Source organism: Methylocystis sp. SC2 (genome assembly GCF_000304315.1).
In the GTDB taxonomy this organism is placed as follows: domain Bacteria; phylum Pseudomonadota; class Alphaproteobacteria; order Rhizobiales; family Beijerinckiaceae; genus Methylocystis.
On the sequence record NC_018485.1, the window covers coordinates 2,923,481 to 2,938,151 of the forward strand.

Annotated in this window: 8 protein-coding genes; all 8 read right to left on the reverse strand. The window is 64.6% G+C overall.

The features are described 5' to 3' along the window. Positions 1-17 precede the first annotated feature (17 nt). The gene (locus BN69_RS14185) at positions 18-3,128 is read right to left on the reverse strand and encodes an efflux RND transporter permease subunit (protein ID WP_014892323.1); all 3,111 of its coding nucleotides are present in this window, start codon (positions 3,126-3,128) and stop codon (positions 18-20) included. Further along, a complete protein-coding gene (locus BN69_RS14190; RefSeq protein WP_014892324.1) occupies positions 3,125-6,262 on the reverse strand; it encodes an efflux RND transporter permease subunit in 3,138 nt (1,045 codons plus the stop codon). Before BN69_RS14190 ends, BN69_RS14185 begins: the two co-directional genes overlap by 4 nt. Further along, the gene (locus BN69_RS14195; protein WP_014892325.1) at positions 6,259-7,527 is read right to left on the reverse strand and encodes an efflux RND transporter periplasmic adaptor subunit; all 1,269 of its coding nucleotides are present in this window, start codon (positions 7,525-7,527) and stop codon (positions 6,259-6,261) included. Before BN69_RS14195 ends, BN69_RS14190 begins: the two co-directional genes overlap by 4 nt. Further along, positions 7,524-9,083 (reverse strand): efflux transporter outer membrane subunit, encoded by a 1,560-nt coding sequence (locus tag BN69_RS14200; protein WP_014892326.1) that lies wholly within the window; start codon positions 9,081-9,083, stop codon positions 7,524-7,526. Before BN69_RS14200 ends, BN69_RS14195 begins: the two co-directional genes overlap by 4 nt. A 286-nt stretch (positions 9,084-9,369) precedes the next feature. Further along, positions 9,370-9,933, reverse strand: coding sequence for a DUF2147 domain-containing protein (locus BN69_RS14210; RefSeq protein WP_014892327.1), 564 nt, complete (start codon positions 9,931-9,933; stop codon positions 9,370-9,372). 72 nt (positions 9,934-10,005) lie between these two features. Continuing rightward, entirely contained in the window at positions 10,006-12,597 is a 2,592-nt protein-coding gene (locus BN69_RS14215; protein WP_014892328.1) for an MMPL family transporter, read from the reverse strand. 154 nt (positions 12,598-12,751) lie between these two features. Further along, positions 12,752-13,969, reverse strand: a complete 1,218-nt coding sequence (locus tag BN69_RS14220) for an acetyltransferase domain-containing protein (protein WP_244434962.1) — start codon at positions 13,967-13,969, stop codon at positions 12,752-12,754. Further along, positions 13,927-14,655 (reverse strand): cytochrome c biogenesis CcdA family protein, encoded by a 729-nt coding sequence (locus BN69_RS14225; RefSeq protein ID WP_014892330.1) that lies wholly within the window; start codon positions 14,653-14,655, stop codon positions 13,927-13,929. Before BN69_RS14225 ends, BN69_RS14220 begins: the two co-directional genes overlap by 43 nt. Positions 14,656-14,671: the final 16 nt, after the last annotated feature.

The following is a 14,671-nucleotide window of genomic DNA, read 5'->3' on the forward strand; positions in this document are numbered from 1 at the left end:
CGCGGCGCGCTCTAACTTCAAGCGCCGTGGGCTTTTAGCGGCGTGATGCGCTGCTGCGCTGGCGCCGCTGGCTTCTTGCGCCTGAGCCTGCTCATCAGCAGATAGATCACCGGCGTCGTGTAGAGCGTCAGCGCCTGGCTGAGCAGCAATCCGCCGACGATGGTGATCCCGAGCGGACGCCGCAGTTCGGCGCCGATCCCGGTCGCGAAGGCGAGCGGCAGCGCGCCGAAAATCGCGGCGAGCGTCGTCATCAGAATGGGACGGAAGCGTTCGCGCGCCGCCGCGAGCGCCGCGTCATGCACGGACATGCCGCCGTCGCGCTCCGCTTGCAAGGCGAAGTCGACGAGCATGATGCCGTTCTTCTTGACGATGCCGATCAGCAGCAAAATGCCGATGAAAGCGATGATCGTGAATTCGACGCCGAAGAGTTCGAGCGACAGCAGCGCGCCGAGACCGGCGGACGGCAGCGTCGAGATGATCGTGATCGGATGGATGAGGCTTTCGTAGAGAATGCCGAGAATGATGTAGACCGAAAGCAGAGCGGCGATGATCAGCGCCGCCATGCCCGCCGCCACCTTGCGGAAATCCGCGACGTCGCCTGCGAATTCGGCGCGCAGGCCGCCCGGCGGGTTGAGTTCCGCAATCGCTGTCTCGATCGCCGCGACGGTCGCGTCGAGACTGTAGCCGGGCGCGACATTGTAGGAAATGGTCGTCGCCGGCACCACGCCCTGATGATTGACGACGAGCGGCGTCGCGCTGCGCTCGATATGGGCGAGCGCGGTCAGCGGAATCTGCTCGCCGGTCGTCGACGACACGTAGACTCCGGCGAGGTCGCGAATGTCCCGCTGCCGTTCGGGCGGCGTTTCGTAGATCACGCGATATTGGTTGCGCTGAGTATAGATGATCGCGTCCTGCCGCTGGCCGAAGGCGCTATTCAGCGCCGCGTCGATGGCGGCGATCTGCACATTCATGCGCGAGGCGGCGTTGCGATCGATGACGATCTTGGCGCGAAGGCCGCCGCGCTCCTGATCGGTGGTCACGTCGACAAGCTCGGGCGCCTGCTTCAGGCGCGCCAGCACCTTGTCGCGCCACTCTTCGAGGATCTCCACCGACGGGCTCGACAGCGTGAACTGATATTGCGCCTTGCTGAGCCGCCCGCCCGCCCGCAAATCCTGGGAAGGCACCATATACACGCTAAGGCCGGGAATTTTCGCGAATTGGCCGCGCAGGCGCGCGATCACCTCCTTGCTCGACGCGCGCCGTTCGTCCGCCGGCTTCAAGGAGACGAACAGCCGGCCCTGATTCATCGAGGCGGTCAAGCTTTTGGCGCCGATAAACGAGCCGACATTGGCCACATCCGGATCAGCGAGCAGCGTATCGGACGCGAGCCTTTGCAGCCGCTCCATCTCGGCGAAGGACACGTCGCCAGACGCCTCGGTGGTTCCATTGATCAGGCCGATATCGTCTTGGGGCAGCGTGCCCTTGGGGATGGTCTGGTAGAGACGCACCGTCCAGGCGATCGAGATGACCACGACGATAAGGGTGGCCCACGGATGATCGATCACCGGCCGCAGGCTGCGCGCATACAAATCGACCACTGTGTCGAGAGCGCCTTCGACGATCCGATCGAAGCGCGACGGCGGCTTCTCGCGATGCGCAGGCAAGCGCGCGCAGATCATCGGCGTCACTGTCAGGGAGATGACGGTTGAAATCGCAATCGCGAACGTCAGCGTCCAGGAGAATTCGCGCAGCAGCCGGCCCATCACGCCTTCCATGAAGAGCAGCGGTATAAAGACGGCGACGAGCGAGAGGCTGATCGAAAGCACGGTGAAGCCGATCTGCTTCGCGCCCACCAGCGCCGCTTCCATGCGGTTCAGACCGCGCTCGGCGTTGCTTTGGATGTTTTCGATCATGACGATGGCGTCGTCGACGACGAAGCCGACCGAAACCGTCAGGGCCATCAGCGATAGATTATCGAGCGAGAAACCGACGGCCCACATCGCCGCGCACGTGCCGACCAGCGACAGTGGCACGGTGACGCCGGCGGCGATGACCGGCGTCGAACGGCGCAGAAAGACGTAGACGACAATCATCACCAGCAGGACGGAGATCGCCAGCGTGCGCTGAATGTCGTGAATGCTGGCGCGAATGGTTTGCGTGCGGTCGGCGAGGACGTTGATCTTGATGCCGCTCGGTATCCATTCCTGCAGCCGCGGCAACAGCGCCTTAATCTGATCGACCGTTTCGATCACATTGGCGTTGGGTTGTTTGGTGACGATAAGCAGCACGGCCGACTTGCCGTTGAACCAGCCGGCGGCGTTGCGGTTTTTGGCGCCGAGCTCGACCGTGGCGACGTCGCCGAGCTTGACCACCGCCCCATTGCGCGATGCGATCACGATGTTGCGATAGTCGTCGGGCGTCGACAGCTGATCGGTCGTGGCGAGCGTGATCTCCCGCGCATCGCCGCCCAGCGCGCCTACGGAGGAGTGGGCGTTGGCGGCGTTGAGCGCATTGGCGACGGCGTCGACGCCGAGCCCCATGGCGGCGAGCCGCGCGCTGTCGACCTGGACCCGGATCGCTGGCTGCTCGGCGCCGGCGAGGCGCGCCTCGCCGACGCCCGGAACCTGCGACACGCGCTGCAGCATCACGGAGTCGACCGCATCGAAAATGGCGCTCGTCGGCAATGTGTCGGAGGTCATCGCCAGCACGAGCACGGGCATGCCGGATTGGCTTGCCTTGCGATAGGTCGGCATCATTGGCAGGTCGGTCGGCAGGTCGGTGAGCGCGGCGTTGAGCGCCGCCTGCACGTCGCGCGCCGCGGCGTCGATCGGCCGCGAGATGTCGAACTGGGCGATGATCTGAGTCGAACCGAGCGAATTGGTCGACGTCAACTCATTCAGGCCGGAGATGGTGGACAGGCGACGTTCGAGCGGCGCCGCGACCGACGCCGCCATCGTCCCCGGATCGGCGCCGGGGCGCTGGGCGGAGATGCCGATGATCGGAAAATCCACCTCCGGCAGGCTCGCGACCGGCAGGAAAAAATAGGCGACGGCTCCCATCAGAAACAACGCGCCGGCAAGCAGCGTCGTCGCGACCGGCCGCGTGATGAAGGGCGCGGAGACGTTCACTCGGCGGCCTCGCGGGTCGGCGGCTTCGGCAGTTGGCCGAACGGCTTGAACTCCTCGGCGGCGGGCGGCTGCGCCGGCGGCGAGAGCCGGACGCGCAGCCGCTCCACGGCGAGATAGATGACCGGCGTCGTGTAAAGCGTCAGCGCCTGCGAGAGCAGCAGGCCGCCGATGATCGCGACGCCCAGCGGAATGCGCAACTCGCTGCCCGGACCATGCGAGAGCGCGAGCGGCAGCGCGCCGAAGAGCGCGGCAAGCGTCGTCATCATGATGGGACGGAAGCGCAGATGGCAGGCGCGCACGATCGCGTCACGCGCCGAGAGTCCCTCGTCGCGCTCGGCGTCCAGCGCGAAGTCGATCATCATGATCGCGTTCTTCTTGACGATGCCCATCAGCAGAACGACGCCGATCAGCGCGACAATGGACATTTCGATGTGCAAGGCGAGCAGCGCGAGCAGCGCGCCGACGCCCGCCGAAGGCAGAGTCGTCAGCACGGTGAAGGGATGGGCGAAGCTTTCGTAAAGAACGCCGAGCACGATATAGATCGACACGATCGCCGCGAGAATGAGCCACGGTTGGCTCGCCAGCGACTTGTTGAATTCGGCGGCGTCGGCGCTGAATACGCCGACGATTGACGACGGCATGCCGATCGCGGCTTCCGCGTTGGCGATCATTTTCACCGCGTCGCCGAGCGAATAGCCCTCGGCTAGATCGAAACTGATCGTCGAGGCTGGAAATTGATCCTGATGCGCAACGGAAAGCGGCGCGGAGAGATTTTCCAGGCGCGCAAAGGTCGCAAGCGGCGTCTGCGGTCCGCCGCCAATCGGCGCGACATAAAGCTTCTCCAAAGCCGACGGGTCGCGCAGATATTGAGGCGCAGCTTCAAGAATGACGCGATATTGATTCGACTGCGTGTAAATCATCGAAATCTGCCGCTGCCCGAAGGCGTCGTTCAGCGCGTCGTCGACATTTTGCGCCGTAATGCCGAGCCGCCCCATTTTGTCGCGGTCGATTCGCATGAGCGTGCGCAAGCCGCCCTCCTGCGTTTCGGCGGCGACGTTGCGCAAGCCCGGGGTCATGCGCAGCTGATCGAGCAATCGGCCGGACCATGTCAGCAATTCGCCGGCGTCGGCGGCGGTCAGCGTATATTGAAACTGGGACCGGCTTGGCCGCGTCGTAATCTGGATGTCTTGAACCGGCTGGACGTAAAGCGTGACGCCCGGCGTTCGTTCGCCCGCCGCCTTCAGACGGTCGGCGATCTTTTCGGCGTTCTCCCGGCGCTCGCCATGCGGACGCAGCATCACGGTGAGTCGCGCGACATTGGTCGTCGCATTGAGCGGGCCGACGCCGAGCACCGATGTCACGCCGCTCACGTCCGGGTCGCGGCGAAACTCTTCGGCGATCTTCGCCTGCAGCGCCGTCATCTTATCGAAGGACGCGTCCGACGAAGCTTCCATGACCGCCGACAGCACGCCGGTGTCCTGCCGCGGCAGGAAGCCTTTGGGAATGACGGCGTAGAGCGCGATGGTGAGCGCCAGAGTCGCGACGGTGAGCGCAAGCATGAATGTCTCGCGCTTGAGCGCCCAATCGAGCGAGACCTGATAAGCGCGGTCGAGCGCCAGCGAAAGCGTCTCCCATCGCGATTGTCCGTGCGGCGGCGCCATCCGCAGCAGCGCCGCACAAAGCATTGGCGTCAGCGTGAGCGAGATCACCGCCGAAACCACGACGGCGATCGTCAGCGTCAGCGCGAATTCGCGGAACATCCGTCCGACGATGCCGGTCATGAACAGCAGCGGTATAAAGACGGCGATAAGCGAGACGGTGAGCGATACGACGGTGAATCCGATTTGGCGCGCGCCGTCGAGCGCGGCCTGACGCGGCGCTTTGCCTTCCTCGATATTGCGCACGATGTTCTCGATCATCACGATCGCGTCGTCGACGATGAAGCCCGTGCCGATGGTCAGCGCCATCAGCGACAGATTGTCGAGCGAGAAGCCGGCGGCCCACATGATCGCGAATGTGGCGATGATCGAGAGCGGCAGGCTGACGCCGGCGATGATCGTCGCCCGCCAGCTCCGCAGGAACATCAGCACGACGAGCACGACGAGCGCCGAGGCGATGACAAGCGTCAGCTGCACCTCGAAAATCGAGGCGCGGATCGTTACGGTGCGGTCGTTGACGATCTCCAGAGACATGCCGGCGGGAAGCGCCCGCTGAATCTGCGGCAGTTCGCTCTTGACCAGCTCGACCGTGTTGATGATGTTGGCGCCGGGCTGGCGCAACACGTCGAGAACGACCGTCTGCTCGCCATTGTGCCAGCCGCCGACGCGCGCGTTCTCCAGTCCGTCGATGACGTGAGCCACGTCGCGAAGCATCACCGGCGCGCCGTTGCGCCAGGCGACGATGATGTTGTTGTATTGACTCGCGTGCAGAATCTGGTCGTTGGCGTCCAGCATGTAAGACTGTCGGCTGCCGTCAAGCGAGCCCTTGGCGCCGGCGATGTTCGCCGAGGCGATGGCGAGGCGCAAATCCTCCATGCCGATGCGATTGGCCGCCAGGCGCCCAAGATCGGCCTGTATGCGCACGGCCGGCCGGACGCCGCCCTGCACCGACACGCGGCCGACTCCGGAAACCTGCGAGAGCTGCGGCGCGATCAGCGTATCGGCGCGATCGCTCAAATCACGCAGGGTGGCGGTCTTTGAACGCAGCGTCAGCGTCAGGATCGGCGTGTCGGCGGGATTGACCTTGGCGTAAACCGGCGGATAGGGGAGATTGCGCGGCAGCGTCGAGGCGGCGGCGTTGATCGCCGCCTGAACGTCTTGCGCGGCGGCGTCGATGTTGCGGTCGAGATCGAATTGCAGCGTGATCTGCGAGAGCCCGAAAGAACTCTGCGACGACATGCTGGTCAGCGACGGGATCTGGCCGAACTGCCGTTCGAGCGACGCCGTCACCAGCGATGCGATCGTATCGGGATTGCCGCCGGGGAGCTGCGTCGTCACCTGAATGGTCGGAAAATCGACCTGCGGAAGCGGCGAGACCGGAAGTCGCAAATACCCCATCACGCCAAACAGCAGCACGGCGAACGCTAGAAGCGACGTCGCCACCGGCCGGCGGATGAAGGGCGCAGATACGTTCATTTTTGCGTTCGATTGCCTCGCGTGCGTCGGGGCGGCGCTCCGCGCGCCGCGTTTGAGCGCTGGTCTTCGCCGCTGGCGCCGACATCTTCGGCGCTTGCAGCCGATGGCGCATTCATGATCTGAATTTTTGCGCCGTCCGTCAGCCGCGAGAAGCCGCTTGTGATGACGACCTCGCCGGGCTGAAGCCCGGAAACGATGACTGCGATTTTCTCGTCCTGGCGACCCGTCGTCACCTCGCGCATTGTCGCGATATCGTCAGGGCCCGCCACATAGACGAAAGCCCCGTTCGGCCCACGCTGCACTGCCGGACTCGGGGTCACGATAACATTATTCAGCGTGTCGAGCATCAACCGCACATTGACGAATTGGCCGGGCCAGAGCGACAGCGATTGATTCGCAAAGGTGGCTTTGATGCGCACCGTTCCCGTCTGCTGGTCGATCTGATTATCGATGACGCTTAGCTCTCCGATTTCGATCGGCGTCGCATTGTCCGGACCGAGCGCCGAAACCTTGGCCCTTCCCTGAGCTTGCGCCTTCTGCACCGCGGGCAGCGCCTGCTGAGGCAGGGTGAATACGACATAGATCGGCTTGAGTTGCGTGATGACGACAATGCCGGTCTGGTCCGAGGCGTGCAGAATATTGCCGACGTCGACGAGCCGGATGCCGGCGCGCCCGTCGATCGGCGAGCGGATCGTCGCGTAGTCGAGCGTCGTCTTGGCGTTGTCGATCGCCGCCTTGTCGGCCCGCACCAGCGCTTCGAGCTGAGCGACGGTCGCCTTCTGGGTGGCGTGCTGCTGCTTGGACGCAAAATTGCCGACGACGAGTCTTTCATAGCGCGCGAGATCGACGCGGGCGTTGGCGAGATTGGCCTCGTCCTGCGCCTTCTTGGCGACCGCCTGATCATATTGCGCCTGATAGAGCGCCGGATCGATTTCGGCCAATATGTCGCCCTTGCGGACATCCTGTCCCTCGGTGAAGGCGAGGCGCAGCAGCCGCCCGTCGACCTGCGTGCGGATCGTCACCGTGTTGAGCGCCTGCACGGTGCCGACGGCGTCAATGGTGACGGGAACGTCGTCGAGGCGCGTCTTCGCCGCCGTGACCGTAATGGCGCGATCGCCGCGCGGACCGCCGGAGCGCGCCGCGCCGGGACCCGGATCCCTAGCGCCGAATCCGGGAATCTTTCCGGCCTGATACGCCCAGCCCAGGGCGACGGCGAGCGCGAGCGCGCCGATCGCGAGCAGCGTCCTTCGGCTGACGCGGGTCATGGCCATGGTCCCCTGTCGGCTTCATAGGCCGCGTTGGAGCGGGCGATCTCGATTTCGCGGGTCGTCGGGCCCCAGCCGCCGCCGAGCGCCTGATAGAGGCTCGTCGCCGCCTGAAAATGAGAGAGCCGCGCGATGGCGAGCTGTTCCTGCGTCTGGAAATAACTCGTCTGCGTCTGCGCCAGCGTCACGATGTCGATTGTCCCTTCCCGCAGAGTCATTTCCGCCGCCTCCAATGCGCGGCGGGCGGCCGTCACCGCGACGCTCAGGAACTTCATCTGGCGGTCCGTCTCGCGTATTGCAATCAGCGCGTTCTCGGTATCGGACAACGCCGTCAGAATTTGCTTGCGGTAAAGCGCCGCGAGTTCCGAGTAGCGGCCTTTCTGCAGGTCGTATTGCCCCTGCAGGTTCCATCCGTCGAACACCGGCTGCGTGATCGTTCCGGCGAGCTGTATGGCGATGGCGTCCGGCCGCAAAAGCAGCGTCGAGAGCATCGCGCTCTGGAACCCATAGAGGCTGGTCAAGGTTAGAGACGGGAAAAAGGCGGCCCGCGCCTGCAGCACTGAAAATTCCTGCGACGCGAGTCGCGCTTCCGCTTCGGCGACGTCGGGGCGGCGCAGCAGCACTTCCGACGGCAGACCCGGCGCAATCCGAGGAAAGTTCAACCGGGTCAGCGATCCGCCAGTGATGGTCATGCTTTCGGGCGTCTGTCCCAGCAGCACCGCCAGGTTGTTGCGGGTCTGGCGCAGGGTCTGTTCGAGCGGCGGAATGGTCGCCTGTTGCTGGGCAAGGATGGTTTGCTGCTGCGACGTGTCGAGCACGGTCGCCACGCCCACTTCGAGCCTTGCGTTGATGGCGTCCATGACCTGCTGGGCGATCGTGACGTTCTGGCGGGCGATGCGCAGACGATCCTGGGCCGTGAGCACCTGGAAATAGGCGTTCAGCACGGCGGCGACGGTCGAGATTTCGACGACGTCGCGGTCGAAGCGCGAGACGTTGGCGAGGATGCGCGCGGCCATGGACGCGTCCTCGTTCTTGCCCCAGAAGTCCACTTCATAGCTCGCGGTCAGGCCAAGCTGGAAAAAGCCGAAATTGCGCGCGCGGAAGCCGGAGCTCGAGGTAGAGGTCGAACTCGAGCTCGACGTGGTCGCCGGATTGAAGCCGCCGCTTGCGGAGCCGACGTTGATCGTCGTGCCGGGAGTCCGCGTCGTGCGGGCGATATTCGTGATGGAGACCGACGGCCATTGCGCGGCGCTTGAAATGCGCGCCTGAGCGTCGGCTTGGGTGATGCGGGCGATCGCCGCCGCGAGGTCGAGGTTGTCGTCGAGCGCGCGCTCGACGAGTCCGATCAACTCCTTCGAGCCGAATTTGGCGGCGAAATCGCGTCCCCCGGAAATCGGCGGCTGCGGATGCGGCTTCGCCTCTATGAACCGCGCCGGCGGCGGCGCCGAGAGATCGGGCTTGTCCCACTCAAGATCGCAGCCGGCGAGCGCCGCCGCGAGCGTCGCGGCGGCCGCCAGCGCTGGTCGAAAAGAGCGAGACGGAGCGGGCGGGGTCACGTAGCAGACGTCTCCAGAGGAGCCGCGGGAACGGCCGCGAGCGTCCTCTTCCTTAAGCGCCGGCGAAGCCGCCGGGAAGGTCCGTCGCTCGTCTCTGCGCCTCGCGAACTCGCTGTCGCTGGTCCGAAGACCTGACGCGCGACGAGTTGCGGGCCTCTAAGCGGGCGGCGGGGAGGCGCGCGATGGCCGTCAACGCGCGAAAAGCTGTGAATTCTAAGCTCGCGCGGCGCGCCGCGACGGTCAAGTTACCTATCGGTAAGGCCGCGCCGCGCGCCGGAGCGCGCCGTTACTGGGCGGGCGGGGCCGTCTTGCCTTTCGCCGGTTTCGTCGCCTTTGCTGCAGGCTTCGCCGTCTCCTTGGCCGCCGGTTCATGGGCTGCGGGTTTCGCCGCAGCAGGCTCCTTCGCGTCCGACGCGGGCGCGGCCGGTTTGGCGGCAGGCTGTCCGGCGGGCTTGGCGTCGGCCGCCGGCTTGGTCGGGCCGGAAACTTTCGTCCAGGTCTCGCTCTGGCACAGGAAGGCGACGAGGCAGCCGGTCATTGTCAGCGACGTCGGCGAATCAAGCGCGATCTTGCCGATGTAGGTCTTGCCGCTCTCGGGATCGTTGATCTCGCCCTCCCAGTGGTTGGGCGTTGTTTTGGCGGCGTTGCGCAAGACCTCCGGGGCCGGCGAGCCGTCTGGCATCGCCTCGATTCCCTTGGCGCAAAGCTTGCCCGAGCAGTCGTAGAATTCCAGCTTGTCGTTCGGATGTCCTTCGCGAACCCAGACGCCGTAAACGGCGTCGACGGCGTACGCCGCCGTTGGGGCGCAGAGGGCCGTCGCCATCGCGATGCGTAGAAGTGCTTTTCTCATGACGCCGGACCTCTGTTCGGTTGCGCTGAATATGATTCGCTCAAAGTAGCGAACGGCGGAACGCCGACTCCGTCAAGCCTCCTCCGCCTCCGTTGCTGGGGCGCGCGGCGGGCCAAGAAACGCCGGCACGATAATGAAGGCGGCGAGCAATGTGAAGAACAGCGCAATCGCGAGAAGTTGCCCCATGCTCGCCGTGCCGGGATGGCTCGACAGGATCAAGCTGCCAAAAGCGGTGCCCGTCGTCAGAGAACTGAAAAAGATGGCGCGAGTCAGGCTCGACGCCAACATGTCGACGACGCCCTTTCTCCAAGCGATCACATAATAGATGTGGAAGGCGACGCCGACGCCGAACATCAGCGGCAGCGCAATGATGTTGGCGAAATTGAGCGACATGCCGAGCAAGTCGGCGGCCTGAAGGCTCATGATGCCGGCGAGCACCAGCGGACCCAGCGTCAAGGCGACGTCGAGCGGATTGCGCAGCGCCACCGCCAAGATGATGAAGATCGCGATAAAGGCGTAAAGTCCAGCTTCGAGAAACGCGCGGGTGATGGTTTTTTGCGCTTCCGACACAATCACCGGCGGACCGCTCGCGTCCGGCGCGATTGCTTGCATCGCTTGGGCGAATTCGGTCATGACGACGCGGTCGTTGCTGTCGCCCTTGGGCGTCACTTCGAGGCGCACCAGGCCGGTGTCGGAAATCCAGTCGCGACGCAAATCCTCGGGCAGCGTGTCGATCGTCACGCGCCGCGCTTGCAGCGCCTGGCGGATTTCGCCGAGCATCTTGTCGAAGCCGCCAAACACCGCCTGACGCGCCATGTCGCGCGTCTCCGGGCTCGCCTTGGCGAGAGCGTCGAGGTCGTCGGCGAAGCGCGTCACGGCGGGGATGGGTTTCTTCGCCGTCGCGCGGCGCAGCGCCTTGGCGGCGTTCGTCAGCGCCTTGATGGTCTGGGCGTCGCTTGGCGGCGATTTCATCTTGGGATTCAGCACGCCGCGCAATTGCGAAACCGCCATGTCGACGAGGGCGAGCTTGTCGTCCTGATCCTTGGGGACCAAGGAGTCGATCGAGTCGACGTGATCGACTTCAGGCAGCGCCTCGATCTTCTTTTCCAGTTCGCGGGCGGCTTCGAGCGACGGCGCGAGCACCTCGATCTTGTTGGGCGCCGTCTTGGGGTCCTTCGAGAGATCGAGAAACGTCGCGACCGATTCGACCTTCTGATCGCGCAGATTCATCGGATTGGAGTCGAAGGTCAGATGCATCAGCGCCGGCATGCCGGCGAGCACGACGATCGCCGTGGCGATCAGCACGAAGGCCCGGTGATGCGCGATCCAGTGGTCAACGGCGACGAGCGAGGTGGTCGCGATCGGCACATGTTCCGCGCGCGGGCGCAGCAACTTGATCGCCGCCGGCAGGAACGTGAGAGTCGCGATATAGGCGACAATCATGCCGACGCCGGCGATGAGTCCAAGTTCGGACACGCCGCTGAACGAAGTCGGCAGAAAGCAGAAAAAGCCCGCGAGCAGCGACACCGCGGCGAGCGTGAGCGAACTGCCGATGCCGCGGGTGGCGGAAAGCAGAGAGCGTTCGAGATTGTCGTCGTTGTGCCGTTCTTCGCGATAGCGGGTCGCGAATTGAATGCCGAAGTCGACGCCAAGCCCGATGAACAGCGCGGCGAAGGCGACCGAGATCAGGTTGAAGCGGCCGATCATCAAGATCCCGAGCCCCGACGTGATCGCGAGACCTGCGAGCAGGGTGGCGAGGACAGCGAGAATGAGCTTTGGCGAACGCAGCGCGGCGAACAGAATGAGCGTCACCACTGCGAGCGTGCCAGTGGTGTTGAGAGTCATGTTTTCCGAGATGGTGGCGAATTCGTCGTCCGCGAGCGGCACCTGACCCGTCAAGCGCAGCTTGACTCCGTGTTCCTCGTCGAGACGCAGATCGGCCGCCGTCTTTCGCACCAGCCTGATCGCATCGGCGCCGGGCTGAAGATCGGAATAGTCGACGACCGGCTTGGCGATCACGATGCGTCGCTTGTCCATTTCAGGCGCGGCGGGCGCGCTTCCGCCCGACGCCAGCAGCTTGCCCCAGTCGACCTCCGCCTGTTTTCCAGCGAGCGCCTGTTCGATCCCGGCGGAAAACTGCTCGACGCCGCTGATGTACATTTTCATCGCGCGTTCGCTGCCGGACGCGGACTTGAAGTTGCCGACGAGCACGCTCGACAGGCCGCGCAAACTTGGATCTTCGGCGAGCGGTTCGAGAACGTCGCGCTGGCCGATCATGACGCCGACATTTTTTTCGATGTCGGGGACCGGCAGGAACAACAGGCCGTTCTTGCGGAAATATTCGTGCTCGTCCGGGCGCCAGACGCGCGACAGGAGGGGCTGGCCCTGCAGCGCCGCGTTGAGACGTTTCGCGGCGTCGTCGGCCTCTTCGCTGGTCTTGCCGTCGATGACGACGACGATGACGTCGAGGAGGTCTGGGAAGGCTTTGTAGAGCGCCGCTTCATTCTTGCGCCAGGGAATATCTGGCGAGAAAAGATTTCCGGTTTCCGTATCGATGGCGAACCGCTCAGCGGTGACATATGCGCCCCCCGCCGTCAGACAGAGAGTGAGCAAAACCACTGTCCAAGGCCAGCGGAGGCAAAAGGCGACCAGCTTTTCAAGCATTCCGTTTTTCCCGCCTTCTGGCGTAAGACCTCATATGAGCGGGAACCGGCGCTCCTGGGTCGGGTTCCTCTATACAAGCGCGCTGCGCGACCACCAAGGCGGCTTACGCCGAAACCTTAATGGCGACGCCATGCGCCAGTCTGGCGCCGCGTCGTCACAAATACGTCAGCCACCAGAGATCGCGGCGTCGGCGCTTCACCTCCGCGAACCAGCGGCACAGCGGGTAGAGCGCCAACACAATCAATATCCACGCGACGTAAGCGCCCGCGAGCCCCGCGCCGAATTCCGGCGGCGGGCCTGCGCCTTTCGCCCAGGCCGCGACGTCCTGCAGGGAATAGCCGCGCGCCAAGGTGAACGCCAGCGCCGCGAAGGCGCCGACGTAAAGATGCAGGACATAAAAGAACAACGGGGTTCGGCCGAAGACCGTCAGCGCGTCGCCGATTCTCTTTCCGGCGCGCGCCAATGCTGGCAGCGTCAACGCCGCGCCGCCAAGCGTCACCAGCAGGTAGAGAAGCGATGGCGGATATTTCGTGACGTTGAGAAAGGAGAGCAGGGTGAAAACCAAGTCGCGCTGCACGCTCCAGGGGCGCGGGTCGCCGTAGAGATTGGAGAATCGCAGCACGACGAAAAGCGCCAGCGCCGCGCCGCCGGCGAGATAGAGGGTCCGGTCGCGCAGCATCGCCGGCTTGAGGAACAGCGGCCCGATTCCGTATCCCAGCGCGCCGACGCCGATCCAGGGAAGCGCCGGATAAAGGACGCCGCCCGGCGCGCCGAAGGGCAGTTTGCCGGGTTCGTGCAGCAGAGACCACCACGGTCCGAACGCGCCGAGGTCGGCGGCGTGAATTCCATCGAGAAGGTTATGGCCGAAGATGATCGCGACGCCGACGAGCAGCACGCTTCGCGGCGACAGGCGCGAGAGGGCGGCGAGGGCCACGAGGCTGCAGCCGATCGCCCAAAGCGTCGACAGTTCGATCCGGCCCCAGCCCATGCCCCAGATCGGGCTGATGACGACGGCGTCGAGCAGGATGAGCCACAGGCCGCGCGCGGCGAGAAATTTCGAAAGCGCCGCAGGGTCTTTCACCTTCACGCCGTAGAGATAGGCGCTCGCTCCGGCGAGAACGGTGAAGGTCGGCGCACAGAAATGCGTGATGAAGCGCGTGAAGAACAGAAAAGGATAGGTGTGATCGAGATCCGTCGGCGAGAAGCGCATGACGTCCGCGTCGAAGAAGTCGCGCATATGGTCGAGCGCCATGAGAACCATGACGAGGCCGCGCAGCCGGTCGATCTCCGGCAGCCGATGCTCGTCATAGAGCGGATTTTGCGTTCCGCCTATCCGAGCTTGGCGAGGCCGGGAAACAGCTCCAGTAGCCAATAGGACATCTCCTGCACGCCGCCTGTGAGAAAGGCGACGCCGGTAAAGACGAGCAGCACGCCGACGATCTTTTCGACTTTGCCGAAGTGCCGGCGGAAACGCGCGACGAAAGCGAGAAAGCGGCCGAGCGCCAAGCCAGCCCCGATGAAAGGCAGACCGAGGCCGAGCGAATAGGTTGCGAGCAGAGCGGCGCCGAGCGCCACCGTCTCCTGCGTCCCGGCGACGGCGAGAATCGCGGCGAGGATCGGCCCGATGCAGGGCGTCCAGCCAAAGGCGAAAGCGAGGCCCATGACATAGGAGCCGAAAAGCCCGATCGGCTTCGTGATCTCGGCGCGCTTCTCGCGATACAGGAGGCTGACCTTGAGCAGGCCGATAAAGTGCAAGCCCATCAGAATGATAATCCCGCCCGCGACCCAGGACAGGATATGCAGATTGGCGCGCAGCACGCCGCCGAAGGCGCTGGCCGTCGCGCCGAGCGCGACGAAGACCGTCGTAAAGCCAAAAACGAACAGAATCGACGACAGCAGAATGTCGCGCCGCGCGCGGGAGCGGGTCTCGATCTCGAGATCCTCCATGCTGACGCCGGCGAGATAGGTCAGATAGGGCGGCACCAGAGGCAGGACGCAGGGAGAGAGGAAGGACAGTAATCCCGCCGCCGCAGCAGCCGGGAATGTGACGTCCGCCATTAAGGGTCCTCGTTAG

Excerpts from the sequence above, each read along its gene's own strand:
- BN69_RS14190 (WP_014892324.1), bottom strand. The coding sequence starts at position 6,262 with ATGAACGTATCTGCGCCCTTCATCCGCCGGCCGGTGGCGACGTCGCTT.
- BN69_RS14195 (WP_014892325.1), bottom strand. The coding sequence starts at position 7,527 with ATGACCCGCGTCAGCCGAAGGACGCTGCTCGCGATCGGCGCGCTCGCG.
- BN69_RS14210 (WP_014892327.1), bottom strand. The coding sequence starts at position 9,933 with ATGAGAAAAGCACTTCTACGCATCGCGATGGCGACGGCCCTCTGCGCC.
- BN69_RS14215 (WP_014892328.1), bottom strand. The coding sequence starts at position 12,597 with ATGCTTGAAAAGCTGGTCGCCTTTTGCCTCCGCTGGCCTTGGACAGTG.
- BN69_RS14225 (WP_014892330.1), bottom strand. The coding sequence starts at position 14,655 with ATGGCGGACGTCACATTCCCGGCTGCTGCGGCGGCGGGATTACTGTCC.